16 protein-coding genes, 1 tRNA gene and 1 pseudogene are annotated in these 14,982 nt (G+C 58.4%); all 18 read left to right on the top strand.

Annotated elements, in window-relative coordinates:
- Nucleotides 1-16 precede the first annotated feature (16 nt).
- The 18 genes and pseudogenes from folP (at nt 17) to nuoL (ending at nt 14,979) form a co-directional block, all read left to right on the top strand.
- The gene (gene folP / locus AFERRID_RS02970) at nt 17-793 is read left to right on the top strand and encodes a dihydropteroate synthase (protein WP_172959320.1); all 777 of its coding nucleotides are present in this window, start codon (nt 17-19) and stop codon (nt 791-793) included.
- A gap of 38 nt (nt 794-831) precedes the next feature.
- Nucleotides 832-2,196, top strand: a complete 1,365-nt coding sequence (gene glmM, locus AFERRID_RS02965) for a phosphoglucosamine mutase (protein ID WP_113526078.1) — start codon at nt 832-834, stop codon at nt 2,194-2,196.
- 118 nt (nt 2,197-2,314) lie between these two features.
- A pseudogene (gene tpiA / locus AFERRID_RS02960) lies at nt 2,315-3,075 on the top strand (triose-phosphate isomerase).
- 4 nt (nt 3,076-3,079) lie between these two features.
- On the top strand, nt 3,080-3,481 hold the full coding sequence (gene secG, locus AFERRID_RS02955) for a preprotein translocase subunit SecG (RefSeq protein WP_113526080.1): 402 nt from the start codon (nt 3,080-3,082) through the stop codon (nt 3,479-3,481).
- Nucleotides 3,482-3,521: 40 nt separating this feature from the next.
- A tRNA-Leu gene (locus AFERRID_RS02950) sits at nt 3,522-3,606 on the top strand.
- A gap of 130 nt (nt 3,607-3,736) precedes the next feature.
- The gene (locus AFERRID_RS02945; protein ID WP_113526081.1) at nt 3,737-4,093 is read left to right on the top strand and encodes an NADH-quinone oxidoreductase subunit A; all 357 of its coding nucleotides are present in this window, start codon (nt 3,737-3,739) and stop codon (nt 4,091-4,093) included.
- The gene (locus tag AFERRID_RS02940; RefSeq protein ID WP_113526082.1) at nt 4,084-4,560 is read left to right on the top strand and encodes a NuoB/complex I 20 kDa subunit family protein; all 477 of its coding nucleotides are present in this window, start codon (nt 4,084-4,086) and stop codon (nt 4,558-4,560) included. The genes AFERRID_RS02945 and AFERRID_RS02940 overlap by 10 nt, the downstream gene beginning before the upstream one ends.
- A 3-nt stretch (nt 4,561-4,563) precedes the next feature.
- Entirely contained in the window at nt 4,564-5,172 is a 609-nt protein-coding gene (locus tag AFERRID_RS02935) for an NADH-quinone oxidoreductase subunit C (RefSeq protein WP_113526083.1), read from the top strand.
- Entirely contained in the window at nt 5,156-6,409 is a 1,254-nt protein-coding gene (locus AFERRID_RS02930) for an NADH-quinone oxidoreductase subunit D (RefSeq protein ID WP_126604335.1), read from the top strand. Before AFERRID_RS02935 ends, AFERRID_RS02930 begins: the two co-directional genes overlap by 17 nt.
- 3 nt (nt 6,410-6,412) lie before the next feature.
- A complete protein-coding gene (gene nuoE / locus AFERRID_RS02925) occupies nt 6,413-6,904 on the top strand; it encodes an NADH-quinone oxidoreductase subunit NuoE (RefSeq protein WP_126604334.1) in 492 nt (163 codons plus the stop codon).
- Entirely contained in the window at nt 6,894-7,088 is a 195-nt protein-coding gene (locus AFERRID_RS15415) for a hypothetical protein (RefSeq protein WP_232027736.1), read from the top strand. Before nuoE ends, AFERRID_RS15415 begins: the two co-directional genes overlap by 11 nt.
- An 11-nt stretch (nt 7,089-7,099) precedes the next feature.
- A complete protein-coding gene (nuoF, locus tag AFERRID_RS02920) occupies nt 7,100-8,176 on the top strand; it encodes an NADH-quinone oxidoreductase subunit NuoF (RefSeq protein WP_232027734.1) in 1,077 nt (358 codons plus the stop codon).
- Complete coding sequence (gene nuoG / locus AFERRID_RS02915; protein ID WP_113526087.1) at nt 8,176-10,527, top strand: NADH-quinone oxidoreductase subunit NuoG; 2,352 nt, start codon at nt 8,176-8,178, stop codon at nt 10,525-10,527. The genes nuoF and nuoG overlap by 1 nt, the downstream gene beginning before the upstream one ends.
- A gap of 11 nt (nt 10,528-10,538) precedes the next feature.
- Nucleotides 10,539-11,564: an NADH-quinone oxidoreductase subunit NuoH gene (gene nuoH / locus AFERRID_RS02910; RefSeq protein WP_113526088.1), complete on the top strand. Its 1,026-nt coding sequence runs from the start codon at nt 10,539-10,541 to the stop codon at nt 11,562-11,564.
- A 10-nt stretch (nt 11,565-11,574) separates the two neighbouring features.
- A complete protein-coding gene (gene nuoI, locus AFERRID_RS02905) occupies nt 11,575-12,066 on the top strand; it encodes an NADH-quinone oxidoreductase subunit NuoI (protein ID WP_012537299.1) in 492 nt (163 codons plus the stop codon).
- 15 nt (nt 12,067-12,081) lie between these two features.
- The gene (locus AFERRID_RS02900; RefSeq protein ID WP_113526089.1) at nt 12,082-12,678 is read left to right on the top strand and encodes an NADH-quinone oxidoreductase subunit J; all 597 of its coding nucleotides are present in this window, start codon (nt 12,082-12,084) and stop codon (nt 12,676-12,678) included.
- Entirely contained in the window at nt 12,678-12,995 is a 318-nt protein-coding gene (gene nuoK / locus AFERRID_RS02895) for an NADH-quinone oxidoreductase subunit NuoK (protein WP_113526367.1), read from the top strand. Before AFERRID_RS02900 ends, nuoK begins: the two co-directional genes overlap by 1 nt.
- 1 nt (nt 12,996) lies before the next feature.
- Nucleotides 12,997-14,979 (top strand): NADH-quinone oxidoreductase subunit L, encoded by a 1,983-nt coding sequence (gene nuoL / locus AFERRID_RS02890; protein WP_113526090.1) that lies wholly within the window; start codon nt 12,997-12,999, stop codon nt 14,977-14,979.
- Nucleotides 14,980-14,982: the final 3 nt, after the last annotated feature.

The following is a 14,982-nucleotide window of genomic DNA, read 5'->3' as shown; positions in this document are numbered from 1 at the left end:
TGGGCGCCCTTGTGTTATGGGAGTGCTCAATATCACTCCTGATTCCTTTTCGGATGGCGGTACCTATCTGTCTGTGGATGCCGCCCTCGGGCGCGCCCAACGGATGTGGGAGGAGGGTGCCGATATCATCGATATCGGGGCGGAATCCACCCGCCCTGGGGCGCCGGCGGTGACGCAGGAGGAAGAGCTGCGGCGACTTCTGCCGGTGCTGGAGGCGGTGGCGGCGGAGGTGCCGCTGCCCATTTCCATTGACACCAGCAAAGCCGCTGTCATGCGTGCAGCCTGGTCTCTGGGCGCAGGGCTCATGAATGACGTGACCGCGTTGCGTACTGATCCGCTGGCGCTGGAGACCATCGCAGGGTTGGGTATTCCCGTCTGTCTGATGCACATGCGGGGTACCCCGCAGAATATGCAGGAGAACACCCGTTACCGCGATGTCGTGGCAGAGGTGAAGGATTTCCTGTTCGAGCGTGTAGCACAGTGTGTCGCCGCAGGCATTCCCCGGCACCATCTGCTGGTAGATCCCGGCTTTGGTTTTGCCAAGGATCTGCAAGCAAATCGTACTTTGCTGCGCCATCTGGATGACCTTGCGTCCCTAGAGGCGCCGCTGCTTGTCGGTCTTTCCCGCAAACGCATGATCGGTGAGCTTTCTGGCGTAGAATCGGCTTCTGAGCGTGTGGCGGGCAGTGTTGCCGCGGCACTTTGGGCCGTGTCGCGCGGCGCCAGTATCGTACGCGTCCACGACGTCGCAGAAACGGTGCAGGCATTGCGGGTCTGGCGCGGATTGGCTTGATTTGAAGACCGCTGTTCCTATGTGGAGTTAGGCAAACGATGGCCAGAAAATGGTTTGGGACCGACGGAGTACGTGGTCAGGTCGGTGATTCTGTTATTCACCCGGAATGGGTACTCCGCCTGGGCTGGGCTGCGGGGCACGTACTCACCGCCGACGCGCCAGGTCGGCCCCGGGTAGTTATCGGCAAGGATACCCGTCTGTCCGGATACATGCTGGAGTCTGCCCTGGAGTCCGGGTTGGCGGCGGCAGGCGTCGATGTTCTACTGGTCGGCCCCTTACCGACGCCGGCCATCGCCTATCTGACCCGTACCCTGCGCGCGGATGCCGGTATTGTGATCAGCGCCTCGCACAACCCTTATCAGGACAACGGCATAAAATTCTTCTCCGGAGACGGTTACAAGTTGCCGGATGCCCAGGAGGAGGCCATCGAAGCATGGATGGACCGGCCGATGGCGCTCTCGGCCTCGGAACGGCTGGGCAAGGCCCGGCGGGTGGATGATGCGGCGGGCCGTTATGTGGAGTTCTGTAAAACCACCTTTCCCGCCGACCTCGATCTGCGCGGAATACGTCTGGTGCTGGACTGTGCGCATGGCGCCAACTACAAAGTAGCGCCCATGATTTTCGGGGAGTTGGGAGCCACACTGGACTTGCTGGGAGCGGAGCCCAACGGCATCAATATCAATGATCAGGTGGGTTCCACTCACCCTGAAGCGCTGCGTGCTGCGGTGCTACGCACCGGCGCCGATATGGGCATTGCGTTTGATGGTGACGGTGATCGCCTGCTTCTGGTGGACGATCGGGGTGAGTTGCTCGACGGTGACGAAATTCTTTGGCTGCTGGCGCGAAATATGTGCCAGAACGGTGGGCTCTCCGGCGTGGTGGGTACGGTCATGAGCAACCTGGCCCTGGAGCAGGCGCTGGCCGGCTGTGGTGTGCCCATGCTGCGCACGCCCGTAGGTGACCGTTACGTACTGGAAGCCATGCGCCGCCATGGCTACCCGCTGGGTGGGGAGTCGTCGGGGCACATCATCACACCCGCGAACACTACCGGCGATGGCATCCTTGCCGCGCTGCGGATACTGGCCATTCTGCGCCGCAGCGGTGTGGCGCTGGCAGCCCTGCGGGAAGGCTATAGCGCTTTCCCCCAGGTGCTGAAAAGTGTGCGCATGGCTGGGGCACAAACGCTGCTCGATCAGTCATCGGCACACCAACTCATTGCGGATGCGGAGGATCGTCTGGGAGGAAGCGGGCGCCTGCTGGTGCGGCCATCCGGTACGGAACCGGTATTACGGATCATGGTCGAGGCAGCATCCGCTGATATGGCGGCGGATGTAGCCGCAGCGCTGACCAGTGGTTTAACCAAGCTGGCTCTTGCCGGTGCCGTCCCAAGACCACGAAATTGACCATTCGAAGCTGAATCTTTACACTGGCGCCTACATTACTGGGCTGTCGGCCACCCCCAGGGGACGGTGAGGTTGTCGCAGACGCTGATCATAAGGAAGAACCGCCGTGCGTCCCACTATGGTAGCAGGAAATTGGAAGATGAACGGCCTGAGTGGGGATGCCGTGCATCTCACCCAGGCCATTCTTCATGCAGGGCTAGAGCCGATGCGCCCGGAGGTGGTGATTTTCCCGCCTTTTACCCTGCTCCACGCAGTGTCCCAGGAGGCCAAAAGCAGCGCCTTGCGCTGGGGGGGCAAAACCTTTTCTGGGAAGCCAGCGGCGCCTATACCGGAGAAATATCCGGGGCCATGCTCCGTGATATGGGGTGCCGTTATGTGCTGATCGGGCATTCCGAGCGGCGGCAGATTTTTGCGGAGAGCGACGCACAGATCGTCCAGAAGATTAAAGCAGCATTGCTGTCAGGTCTCATTCCCGTGGTTTGCGTGGGTGAGACAGAGGCGGAGCGTGCGCAGGGTCTCACAGATGCGGTATTACGCCGCCAACTCGAAGCCGTGCTGCCCCTGCTGAATCTTGAGGCGAGCCAACCCAACCTGATCATTGCCTATGAACCTGTTTGGGCCATTGGCACAGGTCTGAGCGCCAGCCCTGAACAGGCACAGGCGGTTCATGTGTTCATCCGCGAGTTGGCAGCCGCGTATTCGGCGCAGCTTGCCAGGCGTCTGTTGCTGCTTTATGGCGGAAGTGTGAAAGGCAACAACGCCGCCGCGCTTTTTGACCAGGCGGACATCGACGGGGCCCTGGTGGGTGGCGCGTCCCTGCAGGCGGGTGAGTTTATCCAAATTTGTCATGCTGCCGAGTCGGCAGGGCGAGGAGGCTGAGTCGATGTACACGGTGTTGCTGGTGTTCCAGATCATTATTTGTCTTGTTCTGGTGGGCCTTGTCCTGATTCAGAAGGGGCAGGGTGCCGATATTGGCGCGGTCTTCGGGGGCGGTGGCTCTCAGACGATTTTCGGAGCGCGTGGTGCGGGGAATTTTCTGAGCCATACTACGGCCGTGATCGGCGCGCTGTTTTTTTTGAACAGCCTTGGATTGGCCTATCTTTCCGATCACTCCGGCAGCAGTGTTTTTTCCGGCATCGCTCTGCCCAGCAAGGCGCCGGTGACGACGTCGGCGCCCGTAGCTCCCATCGTTGCTGCTCCGGCGCAGTCGGTAGCAAGCGCAGCGGGCCCGGTGACCAGTGCGGCTTCTTCTGTCGTCGCAGAAAAGACCCCCGTCAAGCCTTGACGTCGCCAGCGCATCATGAGAGAGTTTTAATAGTTATCAGGCCGAAGTGGTGAAATTGGTAGACACACCGTCTTGAGGGGGCGGCGGCGCAAGCTATACCGGTTCGAGTCCGGTCTTCGGCACCAAATTGCAGCCCTACGGGCTGTTTTTTTATCTCTGATATCATCCAGAGATATGATTTATCTACTAAAAAAATAATTTATCAGCGGCTTTGGATGTGTTTTCCGGGGCCCGTATCGGGTGGAGGGGTTGGAGATGTTGAACCACTATTTGCCAGTGCTCATATTTCTGCTCGTCGCATTGGTGGTTGGCGTAACCTCGCTGCTGATGGGTTCTTCGCTGGGGCCACACAGGCCGGACAGCGAAAAGCTCTCGCCGTATGAATGCGGGTTCGAGGCCTTTGAAGATGCGCGCATGAAATTCGACGTGCGCTACTATCTCGTTGCCATTCTTTTCATCCTCTTTGATCTGGAAATTGCCTTCCTCTTCCCCTGGGCGGTGGTCTTTGACCAGATCGGGATGACGGGTTTTCTGGCCATGATGCTATTCCTCGCCATTCTCGTGGTCGGTTTCATTTATGAATGGAAGAAGGGGGCGCTGGAATGGGAATAGAGGGCCTTCTTGAAAAGGGTTTCGTCACCACGACCATCGACACGGTAGTCAACTGGGGCCGTACCGGTTCCCTCTGGCCCATGACGTTCGGCCTCGCCTGCTGTGCAGTGGAGATGATGCACGCCGGGGCCGCGCGTTACGACCTGGATCGTTTCGGTATCGTCTTCCGTCCCAGTCCGCGCCAGTCCGACGTGATGATCGTTGCGGGGACGTTGGTCAACAAGATGGCCCCGGCCTTGCGCAAGGTCTATGACCAGATGCCGGAGCCGCGCTGGGTGGTCTCCATGGGTTCCTGTGCCAACGGCGGCGGTTATTATCACTATTCCTACAGCGTCGTGCGGGGCTGTGACCGCATCGTGCCGATAGATATCTATGTACCGGGTTGTCCGCCTACTGCTGAGGCCTTGCTTTTCGGCCTGATCCAGTTGCAGAAAAAAATCCGCCGCACCAATACCATTGCCAGGTGAGCCATGACTGACGCACTCGAAAATCTGCTCCAGCATCTCAGCGATGAACTGGGCGCGACACTGCGAACCGCGCGCCTGGATCGCGGCGAACTGACCGTGGAGTTGTCCCGTGAGGGCTTTTCTGCGGCATGTCTCCTGCTTCGGGATGATGCGGCCTGCGCCTTTGACTTGCTGGTAGATGTCTGCGGAGTGGACTACTCCGCCTATGGCGAAGGGCTCTGGGAGGGGCCGCGCTTTGCGGTGGTCTATCATCTGCTCTCCCTGAAGCACCGCCAGCGCCTGCGGGTACGTATTTTTGCCGATGACGATCTGCCCATCGTGCCATCCGTAGTGGAGGTCTGGGCAGCCGCCAACTGGTTTGAGCGTGAGGCCTTTGATCTTTACGGGGTTCTTTTTGACGGTCACCCCGATTTGCGGCGCATCCTTACGGACTACGGCTTTGTCGGCCATCCATTCCGTAAGGATTTTCCCCTGGTCGGTACGGTGGAAATGCGTTACGACGCGGACCAGGGCCGGGTGGTCTACGAGCCGACGCGCACCGAGGAGCGCGTGGTGGTACCACGTATCATCCGTGAAGCAGGGGAGGGTCGCTACAATGCCCGAAATCAATAACTTCACCATGAACTTCGGGCCGCAGCATCCGTCTGCCCACGGTGTGCTGCGTCTGGTACTGGAACTGGACGGTGAAGTGATCGAGCGCGCCGATCCCCACATCGGTCTGCTGCACAGGGCTACCGAGAAGTTGGCGGAAAACAAGACCTATCTGCAGAACCTGCCTTATATGGATCGGCTCGATTATGTGTCGATGCTGTGCAACGAACACGCGTACTGTCTAGCGGTGGAGAAACTGCTCGGCGTCGAAGTGCCGGTTCGTGCCCAGTATATCCGTACCCTGTTCGACGAGATTACCCGCATTCTCAATCATCTGCTCTGGTTGGGTGCCTATGCCCTGGACGTCGGTGCCATGAGCGTCTTTCTTTACTGCTTCCGCGAGCGGGAAGACCTCATGGATGTCTATGAAGCGGTATCCGGCGCGCGCATGCATGCCGCCTACTATCGCCCGGGGGGGGTGTACCGCGACCTACCTGCACAGATGCCACAGTACCAGCCGTCTCCTTACCGTGATGCCCAGCGCCTGCAAGAGCTCAATGCCAACCGGCAGGGCAGCATGCTGGATTTCATAGAGGACTTCGCGCGCCGGTTCCCTACCTACGTGGACGAGTATGAAACCCTGCTGACGGACAACCGGATCTGGAAGCAGCGCACTGTGGGTATCGGTGTGGTGGGGCCGGAACGGGCCATCCAACTGGGCTTCACTGGCCCCATGCTGCGCTCTTCCGGTGTGGCTTGGGATCTACGGCGTACCCAACCCTACGCAGCGTATGCCGATCTGGATTTTGATATTCCGGTGGGTAAAACCGGGGACTGTTATGATCGCTATCTGGTCCGCGTCGCAGAGATGCGGCAGAGCAACCGGATCATTGTCCAGTGTGTGGATTGGCTGCGCAAGAATCCCGGCCCGGTGATTACCGATGATTTCAAGATTGCCGCGCCGTCCCGCGAAACGATGAAAACCAGCATGGAGGCGCTGATTCATCACTTCAAGCTTTTCTCCGAGGGCATGGCGGTTCCTGCGGGTGAAGTCTATGCCGCGGTGGAGGCTCCCAAGGGGGAGTTTGGCATTTATATGATTTCGGATGGTGCCAACAAACCCTACCGGATGAAAATCCGGGCACCCGGATTCCCGCATCTCGCCGCTATGGACGAGATGGCTCGGGGACATATGATCGCGGACGTGGTGGCTATTTTATCCACCATGGACATTGTTTTCGGCGAGATCGACAGGTAAGCCATGTTATCGGAAAAGTCTCTGGCAGAAATTGCTCGTGAGCGGGCTAAATATCCGGCGGATCAGGCGCGTTCCGTCCTGTTGGCGGCACTGCGCATCGCCCAGGAGGAGCACGGCTATCTGAGTGACGCGGTGATGGAGCATATCGCCGGTCTGCTCGACATCCCGGCGATTCAGGTCTATGAAGCGGCAACTTTTTACAGCATGTACGAACTCCAGCCGGTGGGGCGGCACAAACTCTGCGTCTGTGGTAGCGTCTCCTGCTTTCTGAATGGATCCGACGCGGTACTTCAACACCTGCGCGAGCGCCTGGGTGTGAGCCCTGGTGAGACGACCGCGGACGGTCTCTTCACCCTCCAGGAAGTGGAATGTCTGGGTGCCTGTAAAGACGCACCGATGCTGCAGGTCGGTGATCACTATTACGAGAATCTGACGCAGGAAAGTCTGGATGCCTTGCTGGCGAAATTACGGGGGGACTCCGACGATGTTCGTTAACGGCGTTACGTTGCAGAACCGTGGGTTGCCTGACTCCCACCGCCTTTCGGTGTATGCGGGGACTGGCGGCTACGATGCTCTGCGCAGGGTGCTGCTGGACTCCATGGCGCCGGATCAGATTATCAGCGAGGTAAAAAAATCCGCACTGCGTGGCCGGGGGGCGCCGGTTTCCCTACCGGGCTGAAGTGGAGTTTCATGCCCAAGGGCGTGACCGGTACCAAATACCTGCTCTGCAATGCCGACGAGGGTGAACCAGGTACCTGCAAGGACCGGGACATCATGCGTTATGAACCCCATCGCCTGATCGAGGGCATGATTATCGGTGCCTACGCCATGGGGGCGAGTACCGGATATATTTTTATCCGCGGCGAGTTCGTGGAGCCGATCCACATTGTGGAGAGAGCGCTGGAAGAGGCCTACGCAAAGGGGTATCTGGGGCAGAATATCCTGGGCACCGATTTCTCCTTCGATCTGTACGTGCATCGGGGGGCGGGTGCGTATATTTGCGGTGAGGAAACGGCGTTGATGGAGGCGTTGGAGGGGAAGAAAGGGCAGCCACGTTTCAAGCCGCCATTTCCCGCCAGCTATGGTCTCTATGGTCAGCCCACCACCATCAACAATGTGGAAACCTTTGCTTCGGTGCCGAGCATCATCGCCAAGGGCGGCGAGTGGTTCCTCAATCTGGGAAAACCCAACAATGGCGGCACCAAGATCTTTTCGGTGACCGGCCACGTGCAGCGGCCGGGTAACTACGAAGTTCCCATGGGTACCCCTTTCAAAGAACTCCTGGAAATGGCCGGAGGGCTGCGGCCGGGGCGTCAACTCAAGGCGGTGATTCCCGGCGGCACCAGTACTCCCATGGTGGGTGGCGAGGCCATGATGGCGGTCACCATGGATTATGACTCCATCGCCAAGTCCGGATCCGCCCTTGGGGCAGGATCGGTCATCGTCATCGACGATAGTGTTTGTATTGTCAAGGTGGTGGAACGTATCGCCCGTTTTTACATGCACGAGTCCTGCGGCCAATGTACCCCGTGCCGGGAGGGCATGGGGTGGTTGTGGCGGGTGATGCATCGCCTCGAAAATGGTCAGGGCCGCGAAGAGGACCTGCAACTACTGCTGGATGTGGGATCACGCATTGAGGGCCGCACCATCTGTGCCCTGGCGGATGGTGGTGTGGCGCCCGTGGTCAGCTCTGTGCATCTGTTTCGTGAAGAATATGAATACCACATTCGGCATAAACACTGTTTGGTGAATGGGGGGGCTGCCTGATGCCGCATATCGAGATCGACGGACAGTCCATCGAGGTCGTCCCAGGGACCACCATCATGGAGGCAGCCCAGGCTTTGGGGATCTATATTCCCTTCTTTTGTTATCACCCCAAGCTGTCGGTAGCGGCCAATTGCCGCATGTGTCTGGTAGATGTGGAAAAGGCCCCCAAGCCGTTGCCGGCCTGCGCGACGCCTGTCGCAGACGGTATGAAGGTCGCCACAGCGTCGCGCAAGGCGAAGATGGCGCAGCAGGGTGTGCTGGAGTTTCTGCTCATCAATCATCCCCTGGATTGCCCCATCTGTGATCAGGGTGGCGAATGTCCTCTGCAGGACATCACCATGGGCTATGCCAATCCGCACAGCCAGTACGCCGAAGAGAAACGGGTCGTGCAGGACCCGAACATCGGGCCGCTCATTGCCACGGAAATGACGCGCTGCATCCAGTGCACCCGCTGCGTGCGCTTCGGTCAGGAAATCGGCGGAATCATGGAACTGGGAGCGACGGGGCGTGGTGAACATATGGCTATTGGCACCTACGTCGCCAAGGCTGTGCAGTCTGAATTATCCGGCAACATGATTGATCTCTGTCCGGTAGGCGCATTGACCAGCAAGCCTTTTCGTTTCAAGGCCCGTTCCTGGGAACTGAAGCACACGCCCGGGCTTTGCCCGCACTGTTCGACGGGCTGTAATACCGACGTGCAGAGCCTGGGCCGCGAAGTGTTGCGGGTTCTGCCGCGTGCCAATCAGGCGGTGAATGAAGAGTGGATTTGTGACAAGGGGCGTTATGCCTATACCGGCCTACAAGCGGAGGACCGCGTGACGCGGCCTTTGCTGCGTGTCGACGGCGTATGGCGTGAGGCCTCGTGGGCGGAAGCATTGGATGTCGCCTTGTCGGGTCTGGAGCAGGTGATTGCCCGGCATGGTGCGGAACGGCTGGCCGGACTCATTTCGGCGCAGTCCGGCAATGAAGAACTGTTCCTTTTCCAGGCCTTGCTGCGCGGCATGGGCAGCCCTCACGTGGACCATCGCTTGCGTCAGCAGGATTTCCGCGCGGATGCCGCAATGCCGGTCTATCCGGCGCTGAACATGGCTCTGGAAGATCTGGAGCGCGAGCCGCTGATATTGCTCTGCCATGCCTTTCCGCGGCAACAGCAGCCGCTGACCAACCATCGTTTGCGCAAGTCGGTGTTGCAAGGTGGCAAGGTGATTGCCATCGACAGCCTGCGTCAGGATTTCAACTATCCCGTCACCCAACTGGTGGCCGAAGCAGGCGCCGACCTGGCCCTTTATGCGGCGCTCTGCAGCGAGTTGTCCGGTCACGCCGGGAAAACCGGCGGCATGGAGTCTCTGGCGGGTGTGGCGAGTGACCTGCTGGCGGCAGATAACCCCCTGATCCTCATTGGCAGTGCCTTGCTGCATCACCCGCAGGCGGCGGCGATGATCGCACAGATCGAGTCTCTTGCCGGGTTGGCGGGCGCGCGGGTGGGTTGGCTGGCGCAAGACGCCAATAGCGCCGGCGCCTGGCTGAGTGGTTGTGTACCGCACCGTCTGCCGGGGGGACATCGGGCGCAGACGATAGGGTTGCCTGCGGATGCGTTTTGGGATGCGGATATGCGGGGCTTCATACTCTTGGGTACAGAGCCGGGTGTGGACGCGATGCGCGGCGCGGCCGCACTGGCGGCGTTGCAAAATGCGGAGTTTGTGCTGAGCATCGCGCAGTTTGCGGGCGAGGCGAAACAGTATGCCGATGTGATTCTGCCCATGGCGGCCTTTGCCGAGGGGGCTGGATCGTTCATCAACAACGAAGGACGTCTGCAAACCTTCCGCGCCGCGGTAAAAACGCCGGAGGAGGCACGTCCTGCCTGGAAGATACTGCGTGTACTCGGTGATGGCCTTAATCTGCCAGGATTCCAGTTCAATGAACTGAGTGAAGTAACGGCCATGTGGCAGCGTGAAATCGGCGAGTATGCCCTGGATGTGCCGCCTTTCCGTACCTTCCCGGTCTTGGAACCAGTTCCGGTGTCCCCGTATGCAGACGACGGATTGCGCCGTCTGGGTGATTGGCCTCTTTTCCGGGGCGACCCGCTGGTGCGACGTGCCATACCCCTCACCCAGCCCGCTGTGGTGAAAATGCATCCGGATCAGGTCAGGGCGCTGGCCCTGCAGGGGGATTTCGTGGAAATCAGCACCCCCGGCGGCAAGGTCTGCCTGCCTCTGGTAGTGGATGCCGGGATTCCGATGGGTACCGTCTGGGTGCCTATGGGATATGCTGAGACGGCGATATTGGGTGCAGCCTATACGGCCTGCTCGGTGAGCACGGCGACGCGGGCCGTCACTGCGACCGGTACTTAGGAGGCAACACCATGCATGATTTTCAGAGTACGGCGTGGTGGGCGATCCTCTGGTCGGTGATCAAGATTGTCGTTGTCTTGGTGCCACTACTGTTGGGTGTGGCCTATCTGACCCTGGCCGAGCGCAAGGTGATTGGTTATATACAGGTACGTCTGGGTCCCAATCGCGTGGGCTTCAAGGGATCGTTGCAGCCGATCGCCGACGCGGTCAAGCTGATGTTCAAGGAAGTGATCATCCCCACCAACGCTAATCGGTTTCTGTTCCTGGCGGCACCGGTGCTGGCTTTCGTGCCGGCAATGCTGGTCTGGGCGGCCATTCCTTTCGGTCCGGATATGGCCATCTCCCACATGAACGCCGGTCTCCTTTATGTGCTGGCCATCGCCGGACTGGGGGTATACGGCATCATCGTTGCGGGCTGGGCATCCAATTCCAAATATGCCTTTCTGGGGGCCATGCGGGCGGCGGCTCAGCTGGTGGCTTACGAAATTGCCATGGGCTTTGCCCTGGTGGGGTTGTTGATGGCTGCCCAGACCCTGAACCTCACCAAAATCGTGGAAGCCCAGGCGGGCGGCGGTTTCTGGTCCTGGTATTGGCTGCCGTTATTTCCGTTCTTTCTGGTGTACTTTATTTCCGGCGTGGCCGAAACCAACCGCGCACCTTTTGACGTAGCGGAAGGCGAGTCGGAAATTGTGGCGGGATTTCATGTGGAGTATTCCGGGATGGCCTTCGCACTGTTCTTTCTAGCGGAATATGCCAACATGATTTTCGTCTCCATGTTGTCGACGGTGCTCTTTCTCGGTGGCTGGTATGCGCCGATCAATACACCATGGCTCACCTGGATACCGGGTGTCGTCTGGTTATTGCTGAAAACCGCTTTCCTGCTGTATGTATTTTTATGGATTCGCGCTACTTTTCCCCGTTATCGCTATGACCAGATCATGCGTTTGGGCTGGAAGGTGTTTATCCCGGTGACCATTGTCTGGATTGTCGTAGTCGGCGTTGCTCTGGAAACGCCCCTGCGTGCCATTTTGCGCTGAGGAGAACCATATGCAATTTCGCCCAAGGCAATGGTTTAATACTTTTTTCCTGACGGAGATGCTGCGCGGCATGCAGCTTACCGGCCGTTATTTTTTTGCGCGGAAGATCACCGTGCAATACCCCGAAGAACAGACGCCGCAATCGCCCCGCTTCCGCGGTCTGCACGCCTTGCGCCGCTATGCGAACGGTGAGGAACGCTGCATTGCCTGCAAACTCTGTGAGGCGGTGTGTCCGGCGCTGGCCATTACCATCGAAAGCGACGTCCGTAGTGATGGAACGCGGCGGACGACGCGCTACGACATCGATCTCAGCAAGTGTATTTTTTGTGGACTCTGTGAAGAATCCTGTCCGGTAGACTCCATCGTCGAAAGCCGGGTGCTCTCTTATCATGGAGAAATTCGCGGCGACCTGATATATACCAAAGACATGCTGCTGGCCAATGGCGATCGCCTGGAAGCGGAGCTGGCTGCCGATCGCGATGCTGATCGCGCTTACCGCTGACGGAGAACAGATGCCATGCTGCCAGTAACCACGATTCTGTTTTATATCTTCTCTGCCATATTGCTGGGCTCTGCAACGTTGGTGATTACGGCGCGTAATCCGGTATACGCGACCCTGTATCTGGTACTGGCGTTTTTTAATGCTGCCGCCCTGTTCATGCTGTTGGGAGCTGAATTCCTGGGGTTGATTTTGATTCTGGTCTATGTGGGCGCGGTGATGGTGCTTTTCCTCTTTGTGGTGATGATGCTGGATATCAACCTGGCGCGTATCAAGGAAGGCTTTCTCAGTTATCTGCCATTGGGCCTCGCTATTGCCATCCTCGGTGTACTGGAGCTGGCGATTGTTTTCTGGACGTCTTCCCTGGGCCATATCCCTGCACCCGCCGCACTTCCGGCGAATACCGACAATACCCGGGCACTGGGGGTCCTACTGTATACCAAGTATCTGTATCCATTTGAAATAGCTGCAGTAATTCTGCTCGTGGCGATTATCGCCGCGATTGCCCTCACCCTGCGGCGCCGGACTGGTACCAAAACCCAGAACATTGCCGCGCAGATGGCCGTGCGGGCCAAAGACCGGGTACAACTGGTGGATTTGCGGGAGCCTGAATGATGAATGCTGGACAACCGACCCTGGCGGCCTACCTGATTCTCGGAGCGATGCTCTTTTCCATCGGTGTGGTTGGTATTTTCCTCAATCGCAAGAATGTCATCATTCTGCTGATGGCCATCGAGTTGCTGCTGCTGGCGGTAAACATCAATCTGGTCGCATTTTCCCGTTATCTCGGCAATCTCGATGGGCAGATATTCGTATTTTTTATTCTTACGGTGGCGGCTGCCGAAGCGGCGATTGGCCTGGCGATACTGGTCGCCTATTTCCGCAATCGCCATAGCATCAATGTGGATGATATCGACGAGTTGAGGGGCTGATATGTGGGTTTTTGACTGGTTAAACGCCTTCCCTCCCCTCGCCGTGTATCTGGTTATCCCCGTGGCGCCACTGGTGGGTGCACTCGTGGCCGGCTTCTGGGGCTGGAAGCTCCGGGAGCATGCGCATTGGGCACCGATCATCGGGGTGGCCATTGCTTTCTATCTATCGTTGGCCGTGCTCTGGCAAACCGGTCACGGTATAACCTTTTATGGAGATATCTATACCTGGGCGGTATTGGGTCATCTGCCGGTATCCGTCGGTTTTGACATCGACAGCCTGACGGCATTGATGCTGGTCGTTGTCACTTTTGTATCTCTGTGCGTGCATCTATATACCGTTGGTTATATGCATGGCGATCCGGGTTACGCGCGTTTTTTCAGCTATATCGCCTTGTTCACGTTCAGTATGATCATGCTGGTGATGAGCAATAATTTTCTCCAGCTCTTTTTTGGCTGGGAAGCGGTGGGTCTGGTTTCCTACCTGCTTATCGGCTTCTGGTTTCAGCGTGAAAGTGCCAATGTCGCCGCGATCAAGGCATTTATCGTCAACCGTGTCGGTGATTTCGGCTTTTTGATCGGTATTGCCGCAGTATACCACTATTTTGGCAGTCTGGATTATCGTACGGTATTTGCGGCCGTACCTTATCTGACCGGACAAACACTGGAAATCATACCGGGACATCCCTGGAGTGTGCTGACCTGGATTGCCCTGCTGCTGTTTATCGGCGCCATGGGTAAATCCGCGCAGGTGCCTTTACATGTCTGGCTGCCGGAATCCATGGAGGGCCCGACCCCCATCTCCGCCCTGATCCATGCGGCGACCATGGTCACAGCGGGTATTTTTATGGTCGCACGGATGTCGCCGATTTTTGAACAGTCCGCGACGGCCCTTTCGGTGGTGCTGGTCATCGGCGCGGTAACGGCGTTCTTTATGGGGCTCGTCGGTCTGGTGCAGAACGATATCAAGCGCATCATCGCTTATTCGACCATTTCCCAGTTGGGTTACATGACTGCGGCGCTGGGCGCTTCCGCCTTCTCTGCGGCAATTTTTCACCTGATGACTCACGCCTTCTTCAAGGCCTTGCTATTTCTGGCCGCAGGTTCAGTGATCCATGCGATGTCCAACGAGCAGGATATCCGCAAAATGGGCGGGCTGCGCAAGGTCATGCCCATCACCTATGTCACCTTTCTGATCGGCAGCCTGTCGTTGTGCGGGATTCCGCCTTTCGCCGGATTCTTCAGCAAGGACCTCATTATCGAGGCTGTCGGGCTCTCTACCCTGCCCGGGGCGGGCTGGGCGGAATGGATGCTGGTGGCCGGCGCCTTCGTCACGGCGCTCTATACCTTCCGGATGTTTTTCCTGGTCTTCCATGGCACTCCGCGCATGGATGCCCACACCCGCGCACATCTGCACGAGTCACCCTGGGTGATTACCGTGCCCCTGATTGCGCTGGCGATCCCCGCGGTTTACGCGGGTTGGGCGTATATTGGGCCCGTCGGCCTGGGGCACTTCCTGGATTCCTCCCTGGTCGTTGCCCCGCAGTGGAATACCATCGGGGAGATCCGTGCCCAGTGGCAGGGTGCGGGCGCGTTCGTGCTGCACAGTCTGGGGACCTTACCGTTCTGGTTGGCGCTCTTGGGTATTGCCGTCGCTGCCTGGTTCTACTGGTTGCGGCCGGGCCTGCCGGCAACGCTGACCCGGTTTCTCAGCCCCGTTATCTGGGCGCTGCAGCGCAAATACGGGTTTGATGCCTTCAACCAGACGGTTCTGGTACGCGGCGTCTTACAGCTTGGCGCTTTGTTCTGGCATGTGGGCGACGAACGTCTGATCGACGGCATCATGGTCAACGGTACGGCCCGTGAAATCGGTAAGGCGGCATTATCCTGGCGGCGCGTCCAGACGGGTTATATTTACCACTATGCTTTCGCAATGATTATCGGGTTGATTCTGCTCATGAGCTATTTTGTGGTCTGGAGAGGATAAGGC

It is taken from the genome of Acidithiobacillus ferridurans, from assembly GCF_003966655.1.
GTDB lineage: Bacteria > Pseudomonadota > Gammaproteobacteria > Acidithiobacillales > Acidithiobacillaceae > Acidithiobacillus > Acidithiobacillus ferridurans.
The sequence above is the reverse complement of the archived record's forward strand: the minus strand, read 5'-3'. Positions and strand labels throughout refer to the sequence as shown.

Excerpts from the sequence above, each read along its gene's own strand:
- secG (WP_113526080.1), top strand. The coding sequence starts at position 3,080 with ATGTACACGGTGTTGCTGGTGTTCCAGATCATTATTTGTCTTGTTCTG.
- AFERRID_RS02935 (WP_113526083.1), top strand. The coding sequence starts at position 4,564 with ATGACTGACGCACTCGAAAATCTGCTCCAGCATCTCAGCGATGAACTG.
- glmM (WP_113526078.1), top strand. The coding sequence starts at position 832 with ATGGCCAGAAAATGGTTTGGGACCGACGGAGTACGTGGTCAGGTCGGT.
- folP (WP_172959320.1), top strand. The coding sequence starts at position 17 with ATGGGAGTGCTCAATATCACTCCTGATTCCTTTTCGGATGGCGGTACC.
- nuoK (WP_113526367.1), top strand. The coding sequence starts at position 12,678 with ATGAATGCTGGACAACCGACCCTGGCGGCCTACCTGATTCTCGGAGCG.
- AFERRID_RS02900 (WP_113526089.1), top strand. The coding sequence starts at position 12,082 with ATGCTGCCAGTAACCACGATTCTGTTTTATATCTTCTCTGCCATATTG.
- AFERRID_RS15415 (WP_232027736.1), top strand. The coding sequence starts at position 6,894 with ATGTTCGTTAACGGCGTTACGTTGCAGAACCGTGGGTTGCCTGACTCC.
- nuoF (WP_232027734.1), top strand. The coding sequence starts at position 7,100 with ATGCCCAAGGGCGTGACCGGTACCAAATACCTGCTCTGCAATGCCGAC.
- nuoH (WP_113526088.1), top strand. The coding sequence starts at position 10,539 with ATGCATGATTTTCAGAGTACGGCGTGGTGGGCGATCCTCTGGTCGGTG.
- AFERRID_RS02945 (WP_113526081.1), top strand. The coding sequence starts at position 3,737 with ATGTTGAACCACTATTTGCCAGTGCTCATATTTCTGCTCGTCGCATTG.
- nuoG (WP_113526087.1), top strand. The coding sequence starts at position 8,176 with ATGCCGCATATCGAGATCGACGGACAGTCCATCGAGGTCGTCCCAGGG.
- nuoE (WP_126604334.1), top strand. The coding sequence starts at position 6,413 with ATGTTATCGGAAAAGTCTCTGGCAGAAATTGCTCGTGAGCGGGCTAAA.
- nuoL (WP_113526090.1), top strand. The coding sequence starts at position 12,997 with ATGTGGGTTTTTGACTGGTTAAACGCCTTCCCTCCCCTCGCCGTGTAT.
- AFERRID_RS02940 (WP_113526082.1), top strand. The coding sequence starts at position 4,084 with ATGGGAATAGAGGGCCTTCTTGAAAAGGGTTTCGTCACCACGACCATC.
- AFERRID_RS02930 (WP_126604335.1), top strand. The coding sequence starts at position 5,156 with ATGCCCGAAATCAATAACTTCACCATGAACTTCGGGCCGCAGCATCCG.
- nuoI (WP_012537299.1), top strand. The coding sequence starts at position 11,575 with ATGCAATTTCGCCCAAGGCAATGGTTTAATACTTTTTTCCTGACGGAG.